This window comes from Lysobacter sp. H23M47, assembly GCF_015209765.1.
Taxonomy (GTDB): Bacteria; Pseudomonadota; Gammaproteobacteria; order Xanthomonadales; family Xanthomonadaceae; genus Novilysobacter; species Novilysobacter avium.
Window position 1 is genome coordinate 757,014 of the sequence record NZ_CP063658.1, and the last position, 26,031, is coordinate 783,044.

General features: G+C 67.0%; 21 protein-coding genes. 12 read left to right on the forward strand and 9 right to left on the reverse strand.

Going from position 1 to position 26,031, the window contains the following annotated elements; genetic code table 11:
* Positions 1-17: 17 nt before the first annotated feature.
* A complete protein-coding gene (locus INQ43_RS03385) occupies positions 18-2,225 on the reverse strand; it encodes a GGDEF domain-containing phosphodiesterase (RefSeq protein ID WP_194037102.1) in 2,208 nt (735 codons plus the stop codon).
* 278 nt (positions 2,226-2,503) lie between these two features.
* Here INQ43_RS03385 and INQ43_RS03390 point away from each other — a divergent pair, with 278 nt between their 5' ends.
* Entirely contained in the window at positions 2,504-3,061 is a 558-nt protein-coding gene (locus INQ43_RS03390) for a UPF0149 family protein (RefSeq protein ID WP_194035095.1), read from the forward strand.
* A gap of 19 nt (positions 3,062-3,080) precedes the next feature.
* Positions 3,081-4,388, forward strand: a complete 1,308-nt coding sequence (locus INQ43_RS03395; protein WP_194037546.1) for an aminopeptidase P N-terminal domain-containing protein — start codon at positions 3,081-3,083, stop codon at positions 4,386-4,388.
* Positions 4,389-4,421: 33 nt separating this feature from the next.
* Here INQ43_RS03395 and pepQ read toward each other — a convergent pair whose 3' ends face one another.
* The 6 genes from pepQ to rph form a co-directional block, all read right to left on the reverse strand.
* Positions 4,422-5,753, reverse strand: coding sequence for a Xaa-Pro dipeptidase (pepQ, locus tag INQ43_RS03400; RefSeq protein WP_194037103.1), 1,332 nt, complete (start codon positions 5,751-5,753; stop codon positions 4,422-4,424).
* A 142-nt stretch (positions 5,754-5,895) separates the two neighbouring features.
* On the reverse strand, positions 5,896-6,297 hold the full coding sequence (locus tag INQ43_RS03405) for a PilZ domain-containing protein (protein WP_194037104.1): 402 nt from the start codon (positions 6,295-6,297) through the stop codon (positions 5,896-5,898).
* Positions 6,294-8,630 (reverse strand): DUF1631 family protein, encoded by a 2,337-nt coding sequence (locus INQ43_RS03410; RefSeq protein WP_194037105.1) that lies wholly within the window; start codon positions 8,628-8,630, stop codon positions 6,294-6,296. The genes INQ43_RS03405 and INQ43_RS03410 overlap by 4 nt, the downstream gene beginning before the upstream one ends.
* Before the next feature lie 119 nt (positions 8,631-8,749).
* Positions 8,750-9,922, reverse strand: coding sequence for a radical SAM family heme chaperone HemW (gene hemW / locus INQ43_RS03415; RefSeq protein ID WP_194037106.1), 1,173 nt, complete (start codon positions 9,920-9,922; stop codon positions 8,750-8,752).
* A gap of 42 nt (positions 9,923-9,964) precedes the next feature.
* The gene (rdgB, locus tag INQ43_RS03420) at positions 9,965-10,558 is read right to left on the reverse strand and encodes an RdgB/HAM1 family non-canonical purine NTP pyrophosphatase (protein WP_194037547.1); all 594 of its coding nucleotides are present in this window, start codon (positions 10,556-10,558) and stop codon (positions 9,965-9,967) included.
* 43 nt (positions 10,559-10,601) lie between these two features.
* Positions 10,602-11,357: a ribonuclease PH gene (gene rph, locus INQ43_RS03425; protein ID WP_194037107.1), complete on the reverse strand. Its 756-nt coding sequence runs from the start codon at positions 11,355-11,357 to the stop codon at positions 10,602-10,604.
* Positions 11,358-11,464: 107 nt separating this feature from the next.
* Between rph and INQ43_RS03430 the strand changes: the two genes are divergently transcribed.
* The 10 genes from INQ43_RS03430 (at position 11,465) to INQ43_RS03475 (ending at position 22,639) form a co-directional block, all read left to right on the forward strand.
* On the forward strand, positions 11,465-12,325 hold the full coding sequence (locus INQ43_RS03430) for a YicC/YloC family endoribonuclease (RefSeq protein ID WP_194037108.1): 861 nt from the start codon (positions 11,465-11,467) through the stop codon (positions 12,323-12,325).
* A 33-nt stretch (positions 12,326-12,358) separates the two neighbouring features.
* Positions 12,359-12,988, forward strand: a complete 630-nt coding sequence (gmk, locus tag INQ43_RS03435) for a guanylate kinase (protein WP_194035103.1) — start codon at positions 12,359-12,361, stop codon at positions 12,986-12,988.
* Positions 12,989-13,089: 101 nt separating this feature from the next.
* On the forward strand, positions 13,090-13,389 hold the full coding sequence (gene rpoZ / locus INQ43_RS03440) for a DNA-directed RNA polymerase subunit omega (protein ID WP_194037109.1): 300 nt from the start codon (positions 13,090-13,092) through the stop codon (positions 13,387-13,389).
* Positions 13,390-13,577: 188 nt separating this feature from the next.
* Positions 13,578-15,758 carry a bifunctional (p)ppGpp synthetase/guanosine-3',5'-bis(diphosphate) 3'-pyrophosphohydrolase gene (locus tag INQ43_RS03445; protein ID WP_194037110.1) on the forward strand — a complete coding sequence of 727 codons (2,181 nt, stop codon included), beginning with the start codon at positions 13,578-13,580 and terminating at the stop codon, positions 15,756-15,758.
* Positions 15,759-15,806: 48 nt separating this feature from the next.
* Positions 15,807-16,190: a RidA family protein gene (locus INQ43_RS03450; RefSeq protein WP_194037111.1), complete on the forward strand. Its 384-nt coding sequence runs from the start codon at positions 15,807-15,809 to the stop codon at positions 16,188-16,190.
* Positions 16,183-18,318: an ATP-dependent DNA helicase RecG gene (gene recG / locus INQ43_RS03455; RefSeq protein WP_194037112.1), complete on the forward strand. Its 2,136-nt coding sequence runs from the start codon at positions 16,183-16,185 to the stop codon at positions 18,316-18,318. Before INQ43_RS03450 ends, recG begins: the two co-directional genes overlap by 8 nt.
* A gap of 102 nt (positions 18,319-18,420) precedes the next feature.
* Entirely contained in the window at positions 18,421-19,839 is a 1,419-nt protein-coding gene (locus INQ43_RS03460) for a M28 family metallopeptidase (protein WP_194037113.1), read from the forward strand.
* Positions 19,836-20,777 (forward strand): nucleoside hydrolase, encoded by a 942-nt coding sequence (locus tag INQ43_RS03465; RefSeq protein WP_194037114.1) that lies wholly within the window; start codon positions 19,836-19,838, stop codon positions 20,775-20,777. Before INQ43_RS03460 ends, INQ43_RS03465 begins: the two co-directional genes overlap by 4 nt.
* A gap of 75 nt (positions 20,778-20,852) precedes the next feature.
* The gene (locus INQ43_RS03470) at positions 20,853-21,095 is read left to right on the forward strand and encodes a type B 50S ribosomal protein L31 (protein ID WP_043957864.1); all 243 of its coding nucleotides are present in this window, start codon (positions 20,853-20,855) and stop codon (positions 21,093-21,095) included.
* Between the two features lie 251 nt (positions 21,096-21,346).
* Positions 21,347-22,639 carry a citrate synthase gene (locus INQ43_RS03475; protein WP_194037548.1) on the forward strand — a complete coding sequence of 431 codons (1,293 nt, stop codon included), beginning with the start codon at positions 21,347-21,349 and terminating at the stop codon, positions 22,637-22,639.
* Positions 22,640-22,691: 52 nt separating this feature from the next.
* On the opposite strand, the gene INQ43_RS03480 is transcribed toward INQ43_RS03475, so the two are convergent.
* Together INQ43_RS03480 and INQ43_RS03485 are read right to left on the reverse strand one after the other, a co-directional pair.
* Positions 22,692-23,369: a hypothetical protein gene (locus tag INQ43_RS03480; protein ID WP_194037549.1), complete on the reverse strand. Its 678-nt coding sequence runs from the start codon at positions 23,367-23,369 to the stop codon at positions 22,692-22,694.
* A gap of 69 nt (positions 23,370-23,438) precedes the next feature.
* Positions 23,439-25,943 carry a penicillin-binding protein 1A gene (locus tag INQ43_RS03485; protein WP_194037115.1) on the reverse strand — a complete coding sequence of 835 codons (2,505 nt, stop codon included), beginning with the start codon at positions 25,941-25,943 and terminating at the stop codon, positions 23,439-23,441.
* Positions 25,944-26,031: the final 88 nt, after the last annotated feature.

A 26,031-nucleotide genomic window follows, 5' to 3' on the forward strand; every position in this document is an offset into this window, starting at 1 on the left:
GCCGTGGCGAGCGACATTCAGAAAGCCGGCGCTCCGGCCCAGGAACGATCCTGGATAAACCTTGTGACCTCGGCGGCAGGCATCGGCTCGGCCAGCCAGTAGCCCTGGATCTCATCGCAGCGATGGTCACGCAACCATTGCGCCTGGGTGCTGGTTTCCACGCCTTCGGCAACGACAGTCAGGCCCAGGGAGTGGCCCATGGCGATGATGGTGGTGGTGATTGCGGCGTCGTCGGTGTTTTCGGCAAGGTCGTCGATGAACTCCTTGTCGATCTTGAGCATCGTGATCGGAAGGCGCTTCAGGTACGCCAGCGAGGAGTAGCCGGTCCCGAAATCATCGATCGCCAGGTTCACCCCGATACGCCGGAACTGTTGCAGTGAAATGGACGCTTCGGCCGGGTTGTCCATCAACACGCTCTCGGTGAGTTCCAGCTCCAGGCGGTTGGCGGGAATGCCGGTCTTCGCCAACACGCGCTCTACCACCTGCGGAAAATCGCCACGCAACAGCTGCAGCGACGAGACGTTCACGGCGATCGGCAGGTCGGTGAGTCCCGCTTCGCGCCAGTTTGCCAGCGCGCGGCACGCCTCGGTCAGCGCCCATTCGCCGATCTCCAGGATCATCCCGGTTTCTTCGGCGAGCGGGATGAACTGGGCCGGATGGATCTGGCCGTGCTCCGGACTGTGCCAGCGAAGGAGCGCCTCGACACCGGCGATCTGGTTGCTGACCAGCGACAGGCGGGGCTGATAGGCGAGCGACAACTCGTTGCGATCCAACACCGTGCGCAGGGCCGCGGACAGGGTGGCCCGGCGCTGGACATCGAGATCCATGGCCGCCTCGTAGCGCATCGAGGTCCGCCGCCCGACGGCTTTCGCCCGATACATCGCGGTGTCTGCCTGGCGGATCAGCTCACTGGCGATCTGCGCATCGTCCGGGTAGACGCTGATGCCGATGGACGGCGAGATGATCACTTCCTGGCCCTCGCCGAAGGTCACCGGCGACTCGAAGGCGGCGATCAGGCGCTGGGATGCCGTGGTCGCTTCCTCGACGGAGGCGATATTTTCCAGCACCAGCACGAACTCGTCCCCGCTGAGGCGCGCGGCCGTCTGCTGTGGACCGGCAAACGCGTGCAGCCGGGTAGCAACCGCGCGCAGGATGCGGTCGCCGACGCCATGGCCGAGGGAGTCGTTGATGTCCTTGAAACGGTCGAGATCCACGAACAGCACGCCGATGCGCGTGTTGCTGGCACGGGCGCGCACAATCGCCGCCGCTATGCGCTCCAGCAGGAGCGTCCGGTTTGGCAGCCCGGTGAGCGGATCGTAGTTGGCTAGATAGCGCAACTCCTGTTCGGCGCGTTTCTTTTCCGTGATGTCGTTTAGGACTGCAATGTAATGGCTGCGCCGACCGTCGCGCTCGCCGACGGAGCTCACGCGCAGCAGGCAAAGGAACTCGTCCCCGTCCCTGCGCCGCATCCAGAGTTCCCCCGACCAGCGGCCGTCGCGCAGGAGGTCGTGGCGCAGTCGGCGATGGAATTCGATGTCATGCCGGCTGCTGTCCAGGACGCTTGTCGAGCGCTCCAGTACATCGCCTGGATCGTGGCCGGTGATGCGGGTAAACGCCGGGTTGACGGAAATAAAATGGAAGTCACGGTCGAACACGGCGACCGCCTCGTCCATGCTGCGCAACACCTCGCTGGCAATACGTCGCTCGTGCTCCGCGCTGCGGCTGTCGGTGACGTTGCGCACCGTGCCGGCAACGCGGGACGCCCTGCCATCGGCTCCTCGCTCGACGACTTTCCCGCGTGCCCGCACCCAGCACCATCGATGTCCCTCCGCCCGCCGTGTGCGGTGCTCGCTGCTGAAGATCGGCGTGGTGCCGCGCAGGTGTTGGCGAAATGCGTCCTGTACCTGGTCCAGGTCATCGGGATGGATCGTGAGGTCGTGGACCCCGTAGCGCTCCACCGTTACCTCGGGTTGATCGAGCGAGCTTGTCGAGACGCGGGTGTGATGCACCTCCTGGGTGGCGAGATCGTAGTCCCAGAACTGCTCGCCGGATGCCCACAGCGCGAGTTTGAGGCGCTCGTCGCGTTCCTCGATGCGGTTTTCCCAGACCTCCGTTTTCCGCCCTCGCTGTCGGACATGCCATATGAGCGTCACCACGGCGATCAGGGCCAGCAACGCGAGCACGCTGAGGATCAGTGGGTTGCCCGGCACGGCAATTGGGTTCACGCGAGCAGCGCCACTTTCGTCTCCGCCAGGCTGCTTTCGCGCGCTACCCACCTGGTCGATGCCCGCCGCCAGCTGCACTGACAGCGGTGGGCGTCATCCGGGCGAGAACCGGCCGCCGGGGGGCGGCTGGCGGGGGTTGCGCTGGCGGTTACTGGCAGCAGCACTTCAGCATCGCTCCGGGTCCAGATCCCGCCCAGTGTAGGCACGCGCGCGGGGACTGAACAAGCTCGTCGCCGTGGGGCTTGATAAACTGGCGTGCCTCCCCCTGGTGCCTGTTCATGTCGCAAGAACCGAACTCCGGATTGCCGGCCATCTCCGAGGTCGAAGCACAGATCGCGCGCCTGTCCCTGTCATCCAATGCCGCCGAATTGCACGGATCCCTCTGCGGGTGGCTTTCCGGCGGCGGGGCCGGGCAGGGCGACTGGCTGGCAAAGGTGCTGGTGGACGACGACGTCCCTGCTCCTGAGCCGGGCAGCCCCCTCGACGAGCTGCGGATAGCGTCTGCTGCGCAGCTGGCCGACCGCAGTTTCGACTTCGAATTGCTGCTGCCCCACGCCGACGCGTCACTGGCCGTGCGCAGCGGCGCGGTGTTCGACTGGTGCCGCGGCTTCCTGGGCGGGTTCGGTCTGGCCGCCGGGGCGGAACCGCCGTTGTCGGCCGAAAGCCTGGAAGCCCTGGGCGATCTGGCCAAGTTGGCCGCCGCCCAGGCCCAGGACGACGGCGACGAGGATGATGAAGAGGCGCTGGTGGAGATCGAGGAATTCGTCCGCGTAGCGACCTTGTTGTTGCATGGCGATTGTGTGCTCGCCGCGCAGCACCGGCAAAGGCTGCACTGAGTTGGCGGCACCCCTGTCAATGCCGCCCAAGGCCTACGCCCGGCGCCGCAGGTCCTTGATGGAAGTGGCTGGCGACGACTCGATCCTGATCCTGCCGGCAGCGCTGGAGCGGATCCGCAACCGCGACACCCACTATCCCTACCGGCAGGATTCCGACCTGCTTTACCTCACCGGTTTTCCCGAGCCCGAGGCAGTGCTGGTGCTGGTGCCAGGACGAGCCCACGGTGAGTGCATCCTGTTCTGCCGCGAGCGCGACCCGGACCGCGAGGCCTGGGACGGTCCGCGATTCGGTCCTGAGGGTGCGGTGGATGCGTTCGGCCTGGATGACGCGTACCCGATCACCGACCTGGACGACATCCTGCCCAGCCTGCTGGAAGGGCGCTCGCGGGTGTATTACCACTTCGGCCGCGATGCGGAGTTCGACCTCAAGCTGATCGGCTGGGTGAACCGTGTGCGCGCGATGATGAAGATGGGCAACAAGCCGCCGCACGAGTTCCTTGAACTGGGCCACGTGCTGGATGAGTTGCGCCTGTTCAAGGACCGCGACGAGCTGCGGATGATGCAGCGCTCCGCCGATATCACCGTTGCCGCGCATCAGGCGGCGATGCGCTCGGTCCGCCCCGGCATGTTCGAGTACGAATTGCAGGCCGAGCTGGAGCGGGTGTTCCGCGCCAACGACGCCGTGCCGGCCTACAGCAGCATCGTCGGCGCGGGCGCCAACGCGTGCGTGCTGCATTACGTGGCCAACAACGAGCCGGTCAACGACGGAGAACTCGTGTTGATCGACGCGGGCGCGGAATACCGCGGCTACGCCGCCGACATCACCCGCACATTCCCCGTCAGTGGCCGCTTCAGCAAGGAGCAACGCCTGTTGCATGACCTGGTTGGCGCCGCCCATGCCGCTGCGCTCGCCGTGGCGCTGCCGGGCATGCCCTACGAAGCCGGCCACCTGGCCGCGACCGAGGTGTTGACCGCGGGGCTGCTGAGCCTGGGCCTGCTGAAGGGGACGCTGGAGCAAAATCTGGCCGAAGGCAGCTGCCGGCGCTTCTTTCCGCACAAGACCGGGCATTGGATCGGCCTGGACGTGCACGACGTGGGCGACTACCGCATCGAGGGCGAATCGCGCCTGCTCGAGCCCGGCATGGTGTTCACCATCGAGCCGGGGCTTTACGTGCGTGCTGACGACACCAGCGTCGCGCCGCGCTGGCGGGGAATCGGCATCCGCACCGAAGACGATGTCGCCGTGACCCGGACCGGGCACAAGGTCCTGACCGGCAAGCTGGCGCGTAGCGCGGACGAGATCGAGGCCTTCATGGCGGAGGTTTGAGCTCCGCCCGAAGGCCTCGCCACTCCGTGGCGCTTATCCGCCCTGCGCGGTGAACTCATCCCGGGTCAGGTTGATCGGGTCGCCATCGGTGCAGACCACGTCGTCCTCGATCCGCACGCCGCCGAACGGGCGGAACCCGGCGATCCGGTCCCAGTTGAGCGATCCGGCGTGCTCGCCCTTGCGGATCTCGTCGAGCAGCATGTCGATGATGTAAACGCCCGGTTCGATGGTCATCACCATGCCCGGCTCCAGCGTCCGCGTGCTGCGCAGGAACGGCTGCCCGTCCGGACGCGGGATCACGCCGCCGGCGTCGGATTCGGCGAATCCGGCGACGTCATGCACCTGCAGGCCGATGCCATGGCCGATGCCGTGCGGGAAGAAGGCGTTGCTGACGCCGGTCTCCAGCGCCGCCTCGGGCGACATGTCGATCAGCCCGAAGTCCTTGAGTACGCCGGCGAGCTTGAGGTGCGCGCCCAGGTGCAGTTCGCGGTAGTCGAAGCCGGCGCGGACTTCATCGCACATCTGCCGCTGGGCGACGTCGACCGCGTCGATCAGTGCCTGGAACTCGCTGTCGGGATCGGCCGCGTAGGTGCGCGTGATGTCGCTGGCGTAGCCACCGAAGCTGCCGCCGGCGTCGATCAGGAAGCTGCGGATATCTTCCGGCGGCGTGGTCGCCAGCTCGGTGTAATGGAGTACCGCGGCGTGCTCGTTGAGGGCGACGATGTTGTGGTATGGCAGCTCGTTGGCGTCCTGGCGAGCGGCAATGCAGTACGCCATGTGGATGTCGAACTCGCTGGCGCCGCTGCGGAAGGCCGCCTCGGCCGCCCGGTGCGCGCGCACGCCGACCCGCGTCGCCTCGCGCATCATGCCGATCTCGTAGTCGGTCTTGAAGGCGCGGTGGTATTCCAGATAGTTGACGACCGCCGCCGGGTTGTCGGGCAGGTAGTCGCCCAGCGCGCTGGCGGCCTCGCCCAGGATCGCGCAGCGCGCAACGTCGGCCGGCAGGTGCTGCAGCGCCTCTTCGGGCTTGCGGATGATCACGATGTCGAATTGTTCGACCCAGTAGCCCGACGGTGTCTGCGGGACGACGTGCCAGTAGTCGAAGGGCTGCAGATACACCAGCCTGGGTTTGTTGCCGGGGGTGAACACCAGCCAGCTGCCCGGGCTGCGGGTCAGCGGGGCCCACGCCTTGAACTGGGGATTCACCGCGTAGGGATAGTCGCGGTCGTCGAACACCTGGTAGTGCACGGTGCCGCTGGGTACCACGAGGTGGTCGAAGCCGCTGCGCTCCAGGGCGATCGTGCTGCGGCGCACGAGTTCTGCCACGTGCTGCGGATAGGCCTGCGCAAGCTCGGAAATTGCCATGTCGATCCTCTTTGGGGGAGTCCGACAAGTCTGACTGATTCGCCGCGCGGACACAGGGGTCTTCAGCCACCCGCGTCGCAAACCGGCGCGGGCTCAGGCGGGTAATGCTTACCACGCATCCTGTCAGTCCGTGGTCAGCCCGTCAGTCGGGACTGGCCAGCCAGTCGCGCAAATGCTGACGGCCCGGCTCCGGCAGGTTGATGAACCGGAAGCCCGCCCAGCATTTCCCGGTCGCACCGGCGTCCTCCTGCCACAGCAGATGCACGCCGACCTCCACCTGCCCGCGCTGTGGCCGCGCAGCTGGGCCGTCTGCGCCCCGCGGGTTCATGCCGGACAGACTGAAGCGCACCTGGTAGAGCGCGTCATCGACCAGCGGTGAGCTTGCCAACAGGAGCATGCCGGTCTCCGAGATGTTGCCCAATTGCCCGATGACCCGCTCGCTCATGCTGTCGATGACCTCGACCACGCCGGTGACGGGGCGACGCCGGCGCCTGCGTGCGTCGATGCTGCCCGCACCGGGAGCTTCAGACCGGGACACGTTCATTGCGACGCCTCGCTGCCGGGAAGATTGCGGCCGAAACTGCGCAGCCTGCCGAGAGTCGCCTGCCAAGCGCGATCCACCAGGCTGGTGTGATCGTCGGCGGGCACGATTCTCGCCTGGCCGCTTGCGAGGAGGCGGGCGATCTGGTCGAGGGTTTCCCGACCCTGCTGGTCCTCGATGCGCTGGCCCCTTGCAGTGAGCAGCAGCACGCGTCCCGTGATCGGACTGAACCACGCCAGGCGATGACGCACACGATCGCCCTGCTGGTTGATGTTGAACTCGATCGGGGTACCGAACGCCACGCTGCGCAGGTGGACAAAGCACTCCTCTTCGCGTGCGTCGCGTGGTGCGACAGGCGGCAACGGCGGTATCTCGTTGGCGCCCAGCCGCGCCCGCGCCTTCAGCTTTACCGCAAGCTCGGTGCGCGATGCGGGATCGTCTCCCGCTTCGTTTGCCGCCACGAGCCTGCCCGCGATGGCGTCCGCTTCTTCGCCCTGGTAGCCGACCAGCCCAAGAGCTTCTGTCACCCGCGGCTGTAGCGATTCGGGCGCGGGTTCGCCGCGGTTGGCGGCGATGATCCGGGCAGTGGCGTCGACATGATCGCGCCACTCAGGCGACTGCTCACCGTGTCGCAACAGGACCAGGCTGAGGACGTCGGTCCACGCCTGCTCCAGCAGCGTGGAGAGAAACCGGGGGACCGCGGTGTCGCCGATCGCTTCCGTTATCGCCAGCGCGGCCTGCTGCTTCGCCCGCTCCAGCTTGTCGCGGCCGCGGGCCGCTTCGACCTGGCGCCGCTGGGCGACCTCGGCCTTGAGTGCCACCGCGTCCAGCTGGGCCCTCAGCGTCTCCTGCGCGGCGGCGAAGACGGCCGGATCACCGTGGTAGTTATCGACGACGTGATTGACGGCTTCATGCAACTGGTCATCCAGACGCGGATCCGCGCCCGGATCGTTCTCGTCCAGCCAATGGGTGCCGGCCTCAGCGATGGAGTTCAGCAATTGCCGGGCCGGGTGCTGCTTGCGTACAAAGAAACCGCGGTCCTGCAGGGCGACGCGCAACAGCGGGACCTGCAGCCGTTCCAGCAGCGCCGCGCCACGGGTGCCTTGGCGCAATTCGCGACCGATTTCGCTGTAGAGCAGACCCAGCAGTTCGAAGGTCTCGTCGTCATGGTCGGCAAGCTGCGCCGCGCGGCCCCGCTGCTGCCGGCTCTGCTGAAGCAGAGCCTGGCGAACCTGTCCGGGAGTGCGCGGAGTGGCCGTGCCCTCGGCCGGCGCCTGCAGGCTGCCCAAGGCCGCATCAAGTTCATCGGCCGCCAGGGTGTCGCCGGTCGGGCCGTGGTGGCTGCGCGGTTCGACGCGCCGGGATTCGGCCAGCAATTGCTGCAGCTGGGCCAGCGCCTGCATCTCGTCGGCCGTATCCACCCGTCCGCCAAGACCCGAATTTTGACGCGTCAGTCCATGCGAACCTTGCGCGTCGGCCCCGGACTGCCCGTCGGTGCGTCGTCGCTGCGGACTAACGTCGGCGGAGGAAGGCCCGCGAGCATCATTTCGATTCGGCTCAGTAGAGCCTGTGTCCTTCTCCCTGCCTTCGGAATCGGGCGCTTGGCCGCTGCGTTCGCCTTTTTCACGTCGCGCCAGGGTCGGGACAAAGGTCAGCCCTGGGAGCACATTCTCGCGATCGAGCAACGCGTTCATCGCTTCGACGAGGGACAGATAGCCGCCCATCATCTGCTGGTCGAACAGGCGGTATAGCTGCAGTCGCGTTTCCACATCACCGGTCACCCCGGTGGAGGCGCGCGAGAGCATTGTGGCTACAGCGGTTGGCCCCACGGGCAGGTTCGATCCGTCAAATGCCGGTTGCCCGGCGAGCACGGCCAGGCGCTGGCCAAGCAGAAGAAGCGGAAGACCGGCGCGCGATTCGTGGCGACGTGCGATCGCGGTCAATACGTTGGTTTCGGTTACTTCACTGTGGTCGACCAACCGCAACCCGGCGACGTCCGGGGTCGTCTCCGCTGCTGAATCAGTGAGCACTGGCGCGCGCAGGCTTTCAAGCGCGCCTGCCAGCTCCGCCGAGAACGATTTGACCAGCTTGTGGCGTTTTGCACGCAATGCGCCAAGTGACGCCAGATAGCCCGACTGGGCACCCGCATTGCGTGCCTTCTCCGCCTCGCGGAACAGGTCCTGCTCCAGAGTGTCGAGCAGGCGCACCAGTTCGCGCTCCAGCTCGTCGCCAGCCAGTGCCTGCAGCCTGCCGATAATTGACCGCACACGCGAGGGGAAAGCGGTGGCGCCGTTTGCAGGACGCGGCTGCGGAAGCGGTGCATCTAGGTAGGACATGTGGGCCGGACTCCCCCCGAAGGCCGTAATTTTTGCGAGCGTAACAGGACGTGCTAAACGTGGGAACTGTGACGTGCTTCCGGGTGGCGGATGCTGACGGACGGGACCCCGTAACCGCGTCAGTCCCCCAAAAACAACTCGATGACGTCATTGGTGAAGCGTCTTCCCAAGGGTGTCGGGCGGACCCTGTCGCCCTCGACGATCAGCCATTGCTTCTGCACCGCCTGTTGCAGCTGCGCCTGGATCGCGTTGCGCGGGACGCCGGTGCTGGCTTCGAATCCGGTCAGGCTGAAGCCGTCCACCAGGCGCAGGGCGTTGAGCATGAATTCGAACGGCCGGCGCTCCGTCGCGATGAGTTCGTCGCCGCCAATGCCGCGCTCGCCGCCGGCGGCCTCCAGATAGGCGGTGGGGTGCTTGAGCTTCCAGCGGCGCAGGATCGACTGGTCGTGGCCGGAGGTGATCTTGCCGTGCGCGCCGGCACCGATCCCCAGGTAGTCGCCGTATTTCCAGTAGTTCAGGTTGTGCACGCACTCGCGTCCGGGCCGTGCGTAGGCGCTGACTTCGTATTGGCGGTAACCCGCGTCAGCGAGCATCCCCTGGCAGTGCTCCTGGATGTCCCAGCTGCCGTCCTCATCGGGCAGGCCGGCAGGCGGGCGCGCCGCGAAAACCGTGTTCGGCTCCAGGGTCAGCTGGTAGTGGCTGATGTGCGTGGGCTGCAGCGCGAAGGCCTGCAGCAGGTCGCTTTCCGCCATCGCCAGGCTCTGGCCGGGCAGGGCGTACATCAGGTCCAGGTTGATGTTGTCGAATCCGGCGTCCTGCGCCAGTTTTATTGCCGCGGTGGCTTCAGTGCTGTCATGGATCCGTCCCAGACGTTGCAGGCAGCCGTCGTCAAAACTCTGCACGCCGAAGCTCAGGCGGTTGATGCCGGCGTCGCGATAAGCCTTGAAGCTGCCGTGCTCGACGGTACCGGGATTGGTTTCCAGGGTGATCTCGCAACCGGGCGCGAAACGCAGCCGCGAGCTGGCGCCCTGCAGGAAACGGTCAATCAGCTCGCCGGGCATCAGGCTGGGAGTGCCGCCACCAAAGAACACCGTTTGCACGGTGCGGCCCCAGACCAGCGGCAGGTCGAGGTCCAGGTCGGCCAGCAGGGCGTCGACATAGGCCGCGAAGGGGAGCTCGCCGCGGCCCTGGTGGGAATTGAAATCGCAATACGGACACTTGCGTACGCACCACGGAACGTGGACGTACAGCGACAACGGCGGTGGGGACAGCGTGGACGGCGACAGGCTCATGCGCTCATTGTCCCACCGACCGGGCCGGCGCCGGGGAAACCGCTAGAGCGCAGCCAGTTGCCGTTGCAGCTCGCGCAGGGCGCGGCCGCGGTGACTGCACGCGTTCTTCACTGACGGTTCCAGCTCGGCCGCGGAGACGCCGTGCATATCGTCCATGAACACCGGGTCGTAGCCGAACCCGCCGCTACCGCGGGGACGATCCAGGATTCGCCCACGCCAGTCGCCCTGCGCGATCAGCGGGGCCGGGTCCTCGGCATGGCGCAGCAGGACCAGTGTGCAATGGAAGTGCGCGCCGCGCTGAACCGCGGGCAGGTCTTCCAGCGCCTGCAGCAGCTTGTCGATGTTGCGCGCCGCATCCCCGGGTTCGCCGGCATAGCGCGCCGAGTACAGTCCCGGCGCCCCGCCGAGGGCGTCCACACACAGCCCGGAGTCATCCGCGAGCGCCGGCAAGCCGGTGACGCGCGACGCATGGCGTGCCTTCAAGAGGGCGTTTTCGACGAAGCTCAGTCCGGTCTCCTCGATATCTTCGACGCCCAGATCGCCTTGGGCCACGAACTCGATCCCGGCCTCGGCAAACAGGCGGTTGAACTCGGCCAGCTTGCCGCTGTTACCACTGGCCAGGACGATTCGCGACAGCGCGGTCATTCCGGGGAGCGGCCCGGATTGCAGTCCCGCTCGGTCACTGGCCGAGCGCTTCACGCTGCATTGCGACCAGTTCGCTCACCCCGCGGGCAGCCAGCGAGGTCATCGCGGCGAGCTCCTCGGCGCGGAAGGCATGGCCCTCCGCGGTTCCCTGGACCTCGATGAAGCCGCCGCCGTCGTTCATCACCACGTTCATGTCGGTATCGCAATCGCTGTCTTCGGCGTAGTCCAGGTCAAGCACCGGCACGCCGCGATAGATGCCGACCGAGACTGCTGCGACCGCGCCGAATATCGCGCTACGCCCCGACTTGGGCTTGATGTCGCCACGCTTGGTCATCCAGTGCACCGCATCCACCAGCGCGACGTAGGCGCCGGTGATGGCCGCGGTGCGGGTACCGCCGTCGGCCTGCAGGACATCGCAGTCCAGGGTGATGGTGCGCTCGCCGAGCATCTTGCGGTCCACGCAGGCGCGCAGCGAACGGCCGATCAGGCGCTGGATTTCCAGCGTACGTCCGCCCTGCTTGCCGCGGGCCGCCTCGCGGTCGTTGCGGGTGTTGGTCGCGCGCGGCAGCATGCCGTACTCGGCGGTAACCCAGCCCTCGCCCTTGCCGCGCAGGAAGCCGGGCACGCGGTTCTCCACGCTGGCGGTGCACAGCACCCGGGTATCGCCGAAGCTGATCAGCACCGATCCTTCGGCGTGGCGGGTGAACGCGCGTTCGATGCGGACCTCGCGCAGCTGGTCCGGAGCGCGGCCGCTGGGCCGGGAGAACTCGTTCGTACCGCTTGCTGACATGCTGTGCTTGCCGTTGGAAGTTAGGGGGTTTGGGGGCGGCGAGTTTACCATTCACCCCGGAGTGCCCCCTTCGGCATCCACTTCCACATCACCACAAGGCACCGCCAATGATCCGCAGCATGACCGCCTTCGCCAACGGCGAACGCGTCACTCCCTGGGGCACGCTGGGTTGCGAACTGCGCTCGGTCAACCACCGCTTCCTCGAGATCGGCATGCGCCTGCACGATGACCTGCGCTCGCTGGAGCCGGTCCTGCGCGAGCGGATTGCTGCCCGGATCAGCCGCGGCAAGCTCGACATCAGCCTGCGCCTGCGCTCACCCGAGGGCGAGGGCGGCCTGCACACCGACCCGGCCCGGCTGCGCGAGCTGTCCGAGCTGGCACTCCAGTTGTCGTCGCCATTCCCCGGCCTGCGGGTGGATTTCACCCAGCTGCTGCAGTTCCCCGGCGTGCTGCAGGCGCCGGCGGTGGATGGCGCCGCGTTGCAGGCCGAGGCCCTGGCGCTGGTGGATGACGTGGTCGACGAGTTCATCGCCGCGCGCGAGCGCGAAGGCGGCAAGCTGGCGGCCGGCATCGCCGAGCGGGTGGATGCCATCGAAGCCATCGCGGTGCAGGTGCGCGCGTTGATGCCGGCGATCCGCCAGGGCCAGCGCACCAAGCTGGAGAATCGCCTGGCCGAGCTGGCCCAGCCGGTCGACCCGGGCCGGCTGGAGCAGGAGCTGGTGATGTGGCTGCAGAAGCTCGACGTGAACGAGGAACTCGACCGGCTCGATTCGCACGTCGTCGAAGCACGACGCGTGCTCGGCTTGAGTCAGGCCGTCGGCCGGCGCCTGGACTTCCTGCTGCAGGAGTTCAACCGTGAGGCGAACACGCTGGGCTCCAAGTCCGTCGACGCGCGCAGTTCCACCGCCGCGGTCGAACTGAAGGTCCTGATCGATCAGGTCCGCGAACAGATCCAGAACATTGAATAACCGCCATCCCTTGAGGGCCAGCAGCCGATGAGCATGCGCGGAACCCTGTTTATCGTTGCCGCGCCTTCGGGTGCCGGCAAGTCCAGCATCGTCAACGCGGTGCTCGCGCGCGATCCCAACATCCGCCTGTCGATCTCGTTCACCTCGCGCCCCGAGCGGCCGCGCGAGGTCAACGGCGAGCACTACCATTTCGTCGATGAAGCGACTTTCGAGCGCATGGTCGAGGCCGGCGACCTGTTCGAGCACGCGCGTGTCCACGGCGACTGGAAGGGCACCGCCCGCCAGTCGGTGGAGCCGCAACTGGCCAGCGGCAAGGACGTGCTGCTGGAGATCGACTGGCAGGGCGCACGCCAGGTGCGCAACAAGCTGCGCGGGGCGGTCAGTGTCTTCATCCTGCCGCCGTCACGGGCTGCGCTGGAGGAGCGCATGCGCAACCGCGGCCAGGACAGCGAGGAGGTGATCGCGCGCAGGCTGGCGGCCGCCCGCGAGGAGATGTCGCATTACGCGGAGTTCGATTACGTCATCGTCAACGAGGACTTCGACACCGCGGTCGATGAGATGTGCGCGATCTTCACCGCCAGCCGGCTGCGCCGTGAGGCCCAGGTCGCCCGCCACGGGAAACTGATCACCGCATTGCTTGCCAATGAACCCGAAGCCCGCTAACTGATTGATTCCCAAGCGACAACTTGCTTGTAGCCCAGTGAATCGTTACAATCCCGTCCCCTTTGCATCTGCATGACGGCCCGCCGGCCGCCAGGAGCCCCATGGCCCGCATTACCGTAGAAGATTGCCTGGAAGTGGTCGATAACCGCTTCGAACTCGTCATGATGGCCGCCAAACGCGCGCGCCAGCTGGCCAACGACGTCGAGCCCAAGCTCGACAACAGCGAAGGCAATGACAAGCCGACCGTGCTCGCCCTGCGCGAGATCGCCGCCCGCGTGATCGACGCCGACTTCATCGATGCCGTCGACAAGTCCGAGCGCGAGCGCAAGGAGCGCGAGGCTCTGGAGTGGGCCGCTGCGGAAGTCGTCACCGACGAGGACCTCGCCAAGGGCGACGACTGAGCGAGCATTCGCGCCGGCCCCGTCGCATCGACGGGAGCTTTGCCAGCTACACCAACGGCTCCGCTTCGGCGGGGCCGTCTGTTTTTTGGCGCCACCGCGCTGCCCATGTTTGCCGCCGTTTACGCAGACCAGGCGGTGCGCCTGCACCTGCGTTGCGCTGCGATCCGTCCCCCGCGTAGATTGCCTGCATGACTTCTTTCGAGCCCGTCTGTAGTACCTCCACCCCGCAGATCGTGGATCCGGCGAGCTTGCCGGGTTACATGCTCGATCTGGAGCGAGCTGCAAAATATCTGGATGAGCCGCAGCGGGCGCAATTGCGTCTGGCGTGGTCGGTCGGGGCCGCGGCGCACTCGGGGCAGATGCGCAGCTCCGGCGAGCCCTACATCACCCATCCGGTGGCGGTCGCCCGTATCCTCGCCGAGCAGGGCCTGGATGTGGAAACGCTGCTGGCAGCGATCCTGCACGACACCATCGAGGACACGTCGCTGGGTTGGGACGACATCGCCGCGCAGTTCGGGCCCACGGTGGCCGAGCTCGTGGACGGCGTGACCAAGCTGGACAAGCTGCAGTTCCGCGATCGCCAGGAGGCCAACGCGGAGAGCTTCCGCAAGATGCTGCTGGCGATGTCGCGTGACCTGCGGGTGATCCTGATCAAGCTCGCCGACCGCCTGCACAACATGCGCACGCTGGGCGCGAAGGATCCCAAATCACGTCAGCGCATTGCCCGCGAGACGCTGGATATCTATGCGCCGATTGCCCAGCGCCTGGGCATGAACCAGATCAAGAGCGAATTGCAGGATCTGGGTTTCCGCGCCCTGCACCCGTACCGCCATGCGGTGCTGGAAAAGCGCATCCGCAGCGAGCCGATGGTGCGCCGCGAAGCGCTGGTGCAGATCGAGGCCAACCTCGCCCAGCGGCTGGCCAAGGAACAACTGCCGCATCGGTTGATCAGCCGGGTGAAGTCGCCGTGGAGCATCTACACCAAGATGCGGGCCGAAGCGAAGAGCTTCGCCCAGGTGATGGACGTGTTCGGCTACCGCATCGTGCTGCGGACAGTGGCCGACTGCTATCACGCGCTGGGCGTGGTCCATTCGGTCTACAAGCCGCTGGATGCACGGTTCCGCGACTTCATCGCCATCCCCAAGGCCAACGGTTACCAGTCCCTGCACACGGTGCTGTTCGGGCCCTACGGATCGCCGATCGAGGTCCAGCTGCGAACCGAAGAGATGGACCTGATCGCCGAGAAGGGCGTGGCCGCGCATTGGACCTACAAGGACGGCAGCCAGGCACCCAACAGTGCGCAGAACCGCGCCTACAACTGGATCAGCGGACTGGTCGAGTCGCAGCACGCGACCGGCTCGTCGCTGGAGTTCCTGGAAAACGTCAAGATCGACCTGTTCCCCGACGAGGTCTACCTGTTCTCGCCCAAGGGCGACATCCTGTCGCTGCCGCGCAACGCCATCGCCCTGGATTTCGCCTACGCCGTCCACACCGACGTCGGCAACCAGGCGGTGGCGGCGCGGGTCGACGGCAAGCTGGTCCCGCTGCGCACGCGCCTGTCCAACGGCGAGCGGGTGGAGATCATCACCGCCAAGTCGTCCACGCCCAAGCCGCAGTGGCTGGAGTTTGTCGTCTCCAGCAAGGCGCGCACGGCGATCCGCCATCAGCTCAAGCAGATGGGTCACGAGGACGCGGTGCAGCTCGGGCACCGGATGCTGGATAGGGCACTGGAAGCGCTGGGCAGCTCGCTGGAGCGGGTTTCGACTGCGCGCCTGGACGCCTATCTGCACGAGGGTCGCCACCCGCGCCTGGAAGCCCTGCTGGCCGATATCGCGCTGGGCAACAAGATGCCCAGCCAGGTCGCCTACGCACTGGCCCGATCACCGGGGGAGGACGCCGCGCCGGCGCCGGCGCACACCGCGCTGACCCAGGAGAAAATCCTCATCACCGGCAGCGAGCGCGGCGTGATCAGCTTCGCCAATTGCTGCATGCCGCTGCCCGGCGACGACATCATGGGCTACCACACCGCCGGCAAGGGCATCGTGGTGCACCGCAAGGAATGCCCCAACGTCGCCGAGTACCGCAAGTCGCCGGACCGCTGGGTCTCGATCGGCTGGGACCACACGGTCAGCGGCGATTTCAGCGCGGCGCTGCGCATCGAGGTCGACAACCGCCCCGGCGCGCTGGCGCAGGTCGCGGCCGCCATCGCCGACGCCAAATCCAACATCGACCGGGTGGAATACCTGGAGCGCGACATCAACGTTGCGGTGTTGCGTTTCTCCATCGAGGTGAAGGACCGGCGCCACCTGGCCAACGTCATCCGCAAGGTGCGCCGGCTCAGCGTGGTGCTCGGCGTGCAGCGCATCTGAGCCGGCGCTTCTACAATGCCGGCTGTCCCCCGTGATTCTGGAGCCTGCATGTCCCGCACCCCGATCCATACCGACCACGCACCCGCGGCGATTGGTCCCTATTCCCAGGCCGTGCGCATGGGCCAGACCGTGTTCCTGTCCGGCCAGATCCCGCTGGACCCCGCGACCGGTGAGCTCGTCGACGGCGACGTAGCCGCGCAGGCGCGGCAGTCGTTCGACAACCTCAGGGCCGTCTGCGAAGCGGCCGGCGGATCGCTGGCCCAGGTCGCCCGGCTGGGGCTCTACCTCACCGACCTGGGCGAATTTGCCGCGGTCAATGCGGTGATGGCCGAGTATTTCCAGGCCCCGTACCCGGCGCGCTCCACCATCGAGGTCTCCGGCCTTCCCAAGGGCGCGGCATTCGAGGTCGACGCGATCCTCGTCCTTGGCTAGAACCGCCCGTCGACCTCCGGCGCTGGCGGCAGCGGGCGAGACCCCGCTGACCGCGTTGGTCGGCTGCGGACCGCGGATGGCCGGGAAGCTCGCCGCCCGCGATCTGCATACGCTGCAGGACCTGTGGTTCCAGTTGCCGCGGCAATACGAGGACCGCACCCGCCTGACCGCGATCCGTGACCTGCGACCAGGCGTGGCGGCACAGGTCGAGGGCCGGGTGGTGGCCGTCGAGCGTGGCTTCCGCGGTCGCCCGGTGCTGCGCGTCGCGATCACCGATGATTCCGGATCCGGACTGGTGTTGCGGTTTTTCCACTTTCGCGCCGCGCAGGTGGCGCAGTTCGCGGTCGGCGCGCCGCTGCGTTGCTACGGGACGCCGCGCCCGGGCCAGCAGGGCCTGGAGATCGTGCATCCCAGCTACCAGGTCCTTGAAGCCTCGGGCGGGGACGCGCTGGGCGATGCGCTCGATCCCGTGTATCCGACCGTCGAAGGCATCGGTCCGGTCACCCTGCGTCGCTTGATCGGCCTGGCCTTGGACCGGCTGCCCGACAGCGCGACGCTGGAGCTGCTCGCCGACGCCGACGATCTGCCGCCGCTGCGCGAAGCGCTGTTGACCGTGCACCGGCCCCCGCGCGACGCCGATGTCAGCGCCTTGCTGGCCGGCACCCATCCGGCCCAGCGCCGGCTGGCGCTGGAAGAACTGCTGGCCCACCACCTCAGCCTGCGCCGGCAGCGGATCGCCCAGCAGGCCCATCGCGCGCCGACCCTGGCGGACCAGAGACTCGCTGGCAAGTTGCTGGGACAACTGCCGTACCGGTTGACCGGTGCCCAGCAGCGCGTCTTTGCCGAGATATGCGCCGATCTGGCCCGGTCCTCGCCGATGCTGCGCCTGGTGCAGGGCGATGTGGGCTCGGGCAAGACCGTCGTCGCCGCCCTGGCCGCTCTGGTGGCGGTCGCCAGCGGTCGCCAGGTGGCCCTGATGGCGCCCACCGAGCTGCTCGCCGAGCAGCACCTTGTCAACTTGCGCGAGTGGCTGGATCCGCTGGACGTTCCGTTGGCGTGGCTGGCCGGCAAGGTTACCGGCAAGGCGCGGCAGCAGGCTCTGGCGGACGTCGCTTCGGGTGCGGCCCGGGTGGTGGTCGGCACCCACGCCGTGATGCAGGAGAGCGTCGTCTTCGATGACCTCGCGCTGGCGATCATCGACGAGCAGCACCGCTTCGGCGTGCACCAGCGGCTGGCCCTGCGCGACAAGGGCGGGGCGGCCGGCGGCGATGCAGGCACGGTGCCGCACCAGCTGGTCATGACCGCCACGCCGATCCCGCGCACGCTGGCGATGTCGGCCTATGCGGACCTGGATGTGTCGTCGATCGACGAGCTTCCGCCTGGGCGGACGCCGGTGCAGACCGTGGTGCTGGCCAGCGAGCGTCGCCCCGAACTGGTCGAGCGCATCCGCGCCGCCTGCGCGCAGGGCCGCCAGGCCTACTGGGTGTGCACCCTGATCGACGAGCCCGACGAGGACGCCAAGCCCGGCGCGGTGATGAAGATCGAGGCGCAGGCCGCGCAGACCACGTTCGAGACCTTGGCGGCCGGACTCCCGGAACTGCGGGTCGGTCTGGTCCACGGGCGCATGAAGGCTGCCGAAAAGCAGGCGACGATGGCCGACTTCAAGGCCGGGCGCATCGACCTGCTGGTGGCAACGACCGTGATCGAGGTCGGCGTGGACGTGCCCAACGCCTCGCTGATGATCATCGAGAACGCTGAACGGCTCGGCCTGGCCCAGCTGCACCAGTTGCGCGGCCGGGTAGGGCGCGGCAGCGAGGCCTCCAGCTGCGTGCTGATGTACCGCTCGCCGTTGTCGATGCTGGCCCGGCAGCGCCTGGAAACCATGCGCGCGACGAACGACGGTTTCCTGATCGCGGAAAAGGACCTTGAACTGCGCGGCCCCGGCGAGCTGCTGGGCACCCGCCAGACCGGCCTTGCCGAATTCCGCCTCGCCGACCTCGCGCGCGACGCCGACCTGCTGCCGCAGGTGCATGAGCTGGCCGAGCGGCTGCTGCGCGATTCGCCCGAGCTCGCCGAACGCATCGTGGCGCGCTGGATCGGTACCGCCGTGCGCTATGCCGGCGCATGATCCCCGGTGCCGCGACGCGGATTCAGCGTTATGGTGATCGGCCCGCGACGCTGCCAGCCAGCGCCGCCCAGTCCTGACCACGCCTGCTCCGGAGATCCACGCATGCGGTCCACGCTGATGTCTGCCCTGCTGCTGTGCCTGCCGCTGTCCGCGCTCGCGGCACCGCCGGTACCGCCAGCCACCCAGCCCGAGCTGGAACAGATCGGCACCGCGCCCTCGGCCCAGCGCATCGAGGCCGACATCCGCACCCTGGTAGGGTTCGGCACCCGCCACACCCTGTCTGATACGACGTCCGACACGCGGGGCATCGGTGCGGCGCGGCGCTGGATCAAGGCCGAGTTCGAGCGCATCTCGGCCCAGTGCGGCGGTTGCCTGGAGGTGCGCTACGTCAGCGAAGTGGTCTCCGGCGAGACGCGCGTCCCCGATCCGGTCGAGATCGTCAACGTCATCGCGATCCAGCGCGGCAGCAGCGACCCCGACCGCTACGTGATAATGAGCGGCGATATCGACTCGCGCGTATCCGACGTGATGGACGCCACCTCCGACGCGCCCGGTGCCAACGACAACGCGTCCGGTGTCGCCGGCACTTTGGAGGCGGCGCGGGTGCTGTCCAAGCACCGCTTTGCCGGATCGATCATCTACGCCGCGTTGGCCGGCGAGGAGCAGGGCCTGTTCGGCGGCAAGATCCTCGCCCGGCACGCGATCGACAACGGCTGGCGGATCGAGGCGGTCCTCAACAACGACATGATCGGCAACATCGCCGGGCTCAACGGCGTGATCGACAACACGACCGCGCGGGTGTTCGCCGAGGGCACGCGCTTCGATGAAACCCCCGAGCAGGCCACCGCGCGCCGCTTCACCGGCGGCGAGGTGGACTCGCCCTCGCGCAACCTCGCCCGCTACATCGACCGGATGGCCGATCTCTACGTGCCCAACCTGGACGTGATGATGGTCTACCGCCTGGACCGCTTCGGCCGCGGCGGCCACCATCGTCCGTTCAATGACATCGGCGCCCCCGCGGTGCGGGTGATGGAAACCAACGAGCACTACCATCGCCAGCACCAGGATCTGCGCACCGAGGACGGTGTTGTCTACGGCGATACCATCGACGGCGTTGATTTCGCCTACGCCGCCAAGCTGACGGCGCTCAATGCGGTGACGCTGGCCGGGCTTGCAGGCGCGCCACCACCGCCGGCGGATGTCGAGATCGAGGGCGCGGTAACGGCGGATACCACCCTGCGCTGGTCGCCCGTCCCGGCTGCGCAGGCGCCCGACCTGGCCGGCTATAAACTCTACTGGCGGCTCACCACCGAGCCCCAGTGGAGCCACAGCCGCTACGTCGGCAACGTCTCCCAGTACACCCTCAGCAACGTGGTCATCGACAACTACTTCTTCGGCGTTGCCGCCGTGTCCACCGACGGCGCCGAGAGCCCGGTGGTGTTCCCCGGCGCCGCAGGCAGCTTCGGCGGCTACAAGGCGGTCGCGCGCGAACCCATCAGGCAAGACCAGACCACACCATGACTGAACAACGCATACCTCTGCTCATCGACACCGATCCCGGCGTCGACGATGCCCTCGCCCTGCTGATGGCCTTCAACGATCCGCGGCACGAGGTCGTCGGCCTGACGATCGCTGCCGGCAACGTCGGCCTGGCGCACACCGTCGCCAACGCGCTGAAGATCTGCGACGTGGTGGGCGCCGATGTCCCGGTGTTTGCCGGTTGCGCATCGCCGTTGCTGCACCCCGCGGTCGACGCGGCGTACGTGCACGGCCAGGACGGCCTGGGCGACGTTGGCCACGCGCCCTCGCAGCGCCAGGCCGAATCCGAACATGCGGCGTTGGCGATCCTGCGCCTGTCGCACCAGTACGCAGGGAGCTTGCTGCTGGTCGCGCTCGGCCCGCTCACCAATCTGGCGGTGGCCCTGAAGCTCGACCCGAGCCTGCCGTCGCGGATCGCCCGGCTGGTGGTGATGGGCGGGGCGGTCACCGGCCACGGCAACATGACCGCACACGCCGAGTTCAACATCGGCTTCGATCCGGAGGCAGCGCATATCGTGCTCTCCGCGTTCCCGCACTTCGAACTGGTCGACTGGGAAGCAACGATTTCCCACGGTCTCCCGCACGGCGAGGTGTTGCAGTGGCTGGACGCCGACAGCCCGAGGGCAAAGTTCTTCGAGGCGATCTCGCGCAAGACCCGGGAATGGTCGGCCGATCGGCGCGGCGATGACTGGTACGCCGCCGACGCGCTCGCCATGGCCCACGCACTGGAGCCCGAAGGCGCGCTCGATGTCGCCCGGCGCGTGCTGGTGGTGGAGACGGAAGGACGCCGCACCCGCGGGGCCACGGTGGTGGACTGGCGCGTTGAGCAGTCCGACGCAGGCGGCAACGCATCAATTCTGTTGCGCTATGATCGGCGCCGATTCCAGCGGCGCGTGCAGGCCGCCCTGGCCGCGATCTGAGTCGCGCGACTTGCGCCGTCCATGCAAAGCCCGCTATTATTGTCAGCTTCCTTCCGCATAGATTGGTGAGTGCCAATGAAAGCCGGCATCCATCCCGAATACCGCGAAGTCGTGTTCCAGGACGTGACCAGCGATTTCCAGTTCCTGACCCGCTCGACCCTTGGCAGCAAGGAGTCGGTGAAGTGGGAAGACGGCAACGAGTATCCGCTGATCAAGATCGACATCTCGTCGGCCTCGCACCCGTTCTACACGGGCAAGCACAAGATCATGGATACCGGTGGCCGCGTGGACAGGTTCCGCAAGCGCTACGCCAAGTAAGCATCGGCGGCGCTACGCGCTGTATATACGGGTTTTGACAACGGCTGCCGAGAGGCGGCCGCTGTTGTTTCAGCGACGCCTGTGCAACGCATCGAGCCACGCGTGGCGACCGCTGGCGCGTCCATGCGGTAGGGCATTGTGCGATAATTGGGTGTTCGCCATTGGTTGCGATCCTTTGTCCCCCTCCCGTTTCGCGCCGTGCGCGAACGTGCAGACAGCAGGAGCATTTTGTGTCCGATTCGTCGTCCAGCCTGAACGCCTCAGCCGATCAGGCCACCCTCTCCGTCGGCGGCAAGGCTGTCGAGCTGCCGGTCCAGCAGCCGACCCTTGGCGCACCATGCATCGATATCGCCAAGGTGCCGCGTGCCACGGGGTGTTTCACCTATGACCCCGGGTTCACCGCCACCGCCAGCTGCAAGTCGGCCATCACCTACATCGATGGAGAAGAGGGCGTGCTGCTGTACCGCGGCTACCCGATCGAGCAGCTCGCGGAGAAGTCCAATTTCCTCGAAGTCGCCTATCTGCTGATAAACGGTGAGTTGCCCGACAAAGCCGGTTTCGCCGCTTTCGAGCACGACGTCACCCATCACACGATGATCCACGAGGCCTTTACCGGCTTCCTGGGCGGCTTCCGTCATGACGCCCATCCGATGGCGATGCTGGTCGGCATGCTCGGTTCGATGGCCAGCTTCTACCACAACGAACTCGACCTCGAGGATCCGGCCCAGCGCCGCCTGGCCGCCATCCGCCTGATCGCCAAGGTGCCGACGATAGCGGCGGCCTGCTACCGCCATTCGGTCGGCTGGCCGTTGAACCACCCGCGCAACAACCTCGACTACACCACGCGCTTCCTGCACATGCTCTACGAAGTGCCGAGCGAGCCGCTGGAGCTCAACCCGATCGCTGCCAAGGCGATGGATCTGCTGTTCATCCTGCACGCCGATCACGAGCAGAACGCCTCCACCTCGACCGTTCGCCTTGTAGGCTCCACCGGCGCCAATCCCTACGCGTGCGTCGCCGCCGGCGTTGCAGCCCTGTGGGGTCCCGCGCACGGCGGTGCCAACGAGGCCGTGCTGAAGATGCTCAGCGAGATCGGCCGTCCCGAGAACGTGCAGTCCGCCGTTGACCGTGCCAAGGACCGTGATTCCGGCTTCCGCCTGATGGGCTTTGGCCACCGCGTCTACAAGAACTATGACCCGCGCGCCGCCCTGGTGCGCAAGATGACCCACGAGGTGCTCGGCGAGCTCGGCATCAACGACCCGCTGCTGGACGTGGCGATGAAGCTGGAAGAGGCTGCGCTTCAGGACGATTACTTCGTCGAGCGCAAGCTGTACCCCAACGTCGACTTCTACTCCGGGATCATCTACAAGGCGCTGGGTATCCCGGTGGAGATGTTCACCGTGATGTTCGCCATCGCACGCACCGCCGGCTGGGTGGCGCACTGGCTTGAACAGCAGGATGATCCTGAGAACAAGATCGGCCGTCCGCGGCAGATCTACACCGGCGCAGCCAACCGTGACTACGTCGGCGTGGACAAGCGCTGATCGATTCGCGAGATCATGCTGTCAGTGAAAACCCCGCCTTGAGCGGGGTTTTTCATGGGTGAGGGGCGGTGCCGGAAGCCGTCCCCGCCAACGCTTCCCCGTCCCGCATCAGGCGTCGCAACTGGTTCGCGCTGGCGCGGCGCATCGGCTGGTCGTCTCCCCGTGCAAGCGGCGCCTGCCGAACCTGCAGCGATGGCAGGCCGACCAGTTCGAAGGCGACATCACCGGCAAAGAACCGCCATACCGGGAACTCTTCGTCGCGTCGGGCGTCCAGGCGTAGCCGGACACGGTCGGTGTCGGCGGGAATGTCGTGCTGCTGCAGGTGGTGGGCGACCGCGTCCGCATCGTCGTCATGCAGATGCAGGGTGACCACGCTCTGCGCGTCCGCGGTGCCATCCAGCACCGGCCCGGTCAGTCGGGGCTGGAAGGGGGCAAGGAACTCCATGGCTTCCAGCGCCGCCTCGCGATAGCGATGCGACAGTTCCGCGATTTCGGGACGGAACAGGCGTTGGTAATCCTGCAGCGCCTGCTCGATGTGCTCGTTGTCGGGCAACAGCGCCTTGTCGGTTACGCCCAGCCGCTGGGAGGCCTTGCGCCGTGCCTGTGGGTAGTCGCCGGCCTCGCCGGTGCCCATGAGCCGGGCGGCTTCCCGGGCGACACCATCGCGGATACGTGAGTTTGCATCACTGCGCGGATGGGATCGCGCCTTGCCCGATTTCCCGCCGGCCATCCTGCCGGAGCGGGTGGACTTCAGGGGGCGTTTTGTCACGTTCTGCCTCCCGTTGCGACGCGCCACGCGTCAGAAGATGTCGAAGGATTCCTCGGTTGGCTCGTTGGACAAGTCATAGTACGCGGTGTCGGTTTGCATGCGCTCCAGGTCCTCGACCTTCACCCACTCGGTCAGGCCGCCGCTTCCGCCGGGAATGAGCGTGCCGTTCGCCGATACCTGCACTTGGACCATGCCGTCGGGTGGCGTATTGGGGCTGATCGGCCGATCCTCCAGCGCGGCGCGCATGAAGTCGATCCAGATCGGCAGCGCCGCCTTGCCGCCGTACTCGCCGCGGCCAAGGGGTTTGAAATTGTCCCGGCCGACCCACACCGTGGTCGCAAGGTCACCACCGAAGCCGGAGAACCAGGCGTCCCGATGCTCGTTGGTCGAGCCGGTCTTGCCGCCCACGTCCTCACGTCCCAGCTCCTTGGCCCGCACGCCGGTACCGCGCTGGACGACGTCGCGCATCATCGACACCATCTGGTAGGCGACCCGGCCATCAATGGCGCGAGGCGCAACAATCATGTCCTCACGCGGCGGCGCCGGCGGCTCTTTCTCCACATCCACCTCCTCTGTCGCCTCCGTCGGAGCCGATGTGGGTGGGCCGAGATTGAAACCGCCGACCACCGTTGAAGCGGGCGCAGACGTTGCGCCGCCCGATGCGCCCGTGCCACGGCAGGTCCGGCACGCGGTCTTTGGGTTCTCCTGGAACACCACCGCGCCATCACGGTCACGGACCTCTTCGATGAACCACGCATCCACCAGGAATCCGCCATTGGCGAAAGCGGCGTAGCCACGCGCGACCGACATCGGCGTCAACGATGCGGTGCCCAGCGACATGGACAGGTTCGGCGGCAAACTCGATTCCTCGAAGCCGAAATGGCTGATGTACTTGCGCGCATAGTTGACACCGATGGTGTCCAGCAGGCGCACGGAAACCAGGTTGCGCGAACGCACCAGGGCTTCGCGCAGGCGCATCGGCCCGGAGAAGCGGCCGTCATCGTTCTGCGGGCGCCACTCGCGGCCGCGCCGATCCTTGAACACCACCGGCGCATCCAGCACTACCGATGCCGGGTTGAAGCCCTGCTCGAGCGCAGCGGCATACAGGAACGGCTTGAAGCTGGAACCCGGCTGGCGTCGGGCCTGGGTCGCGCGGTTGAACTTGCTGCCGGCAAAGCTGAACCCACCTGATAGGGCGCGCAGGGCGCCGGTGTCAGCCTCCAGCGACACCAGAGCCGCCTCGGCGCGTGGCAGCTGGGTCAGTTCGTACTTTGGTAGGGCCGGTTCGGCGGCAGTGGCGCCGGCGTCTTTTGCCGCCGGTTCGATGCGGTGGACACGAACCAGGTCACCGCGCTTGAGCAACTGCGCGGGGCTGCGCCCGCCCCAGCCCTGACCATTGTCCAGGGTCACCGCGCGACCGCTGGGCAGGACCACGCTGGCGCTGCTGCCTTCGATCGACAGGACGATCGCGGGGATCATGTCGGACTGCGCGGAGATGCTGCGAAGGCGCGCTTGCGCAGTAGCGGCGTCCTCGTCTTCGGCCAGATCGAAGTGCTGCTCCACGCCGTGCCAGCCGTGGCGCTTGTCGTAGATCACCAGTCCGTCGCGGACCGCCTGGTTGGCCGCGGCCTGCATCTGCGGGTCGATGGTGGTGATGACGTGGTAGCCGCGGGTCAGCGCTTCGGCGCCGTAGCGGGCAATCATCTCCTGCCGCACCATCTCGGCCACGAACGGCGAGTACATCTGCAGCGGCGGCTCGTGCGGGCTGGCGTGCATGGCTACGGCGCGCGCCGACGCGGCATCGGCAGCGCTGATGAAGCCCAGTTCCGCCATGCGCTGCAAGGTGTAGTCGCGGCGGATCTTCGCGCGGTCGGGGTTGCTGAGTGGGTTGCCGCTGGAGGGGAACTTGGGAATGCCGGCCAGCGAGGCGATCTCGTCCAGATCCAGTTCGTCGAGTTTCTTGCCGTAATAGAACTCCGCCGCTGCAGCAACGCCGTACGCACGGTTGCCGAAGAAACTCTTGTTGAGATACAGCTCCAGGATCTCGTCCTTGGACAGTTCGTTTTCCATCCGCCAGGCAAGCATCATCTCGGCGATCTTGCGGGTGTAGCTGTACTCGGAGCTCAGGAAAAACTGCCTGGCAACCTGCTGGGTGATCGTTGAGCCACCCGGGACCCGCTTGTCGTCGGTGGTGGCCAACAGCCACACGGCCCGCGCAACGCCCCGGTAGTCCACGCCGTTGTGTTCGTAGAAGCGGCTGTCCTCGATGGCGATGAAGGCCTGCTTCAGATGCTCGGGCACATCGGCGATATCAACCGGATAGCGTCGCGTCTCGCCGAACACCGCCATCAGCCTCCCGTCGCGCGCATAGACGTACATCGGCTCCTGCAACTCGACGTTGTGCAGTGACTCCACGTCGGGCAGCTTGGGCGAGATCAGGTAATAGACGGTGGCCAGGGCCAGCACGCCAAGTACCGCAAGGCCGATCGCCGCCAGCACGGCCCAGCGCAGGAAACGTCGAAAGCGAAGATGCATCGAATGAGGTCCGGATGACGGTTTCGGCAATCGGCAAGTATAGAGGACCGCGAAGCGGGCGCTGGGTATCAAGACAAGACGCCGCGGG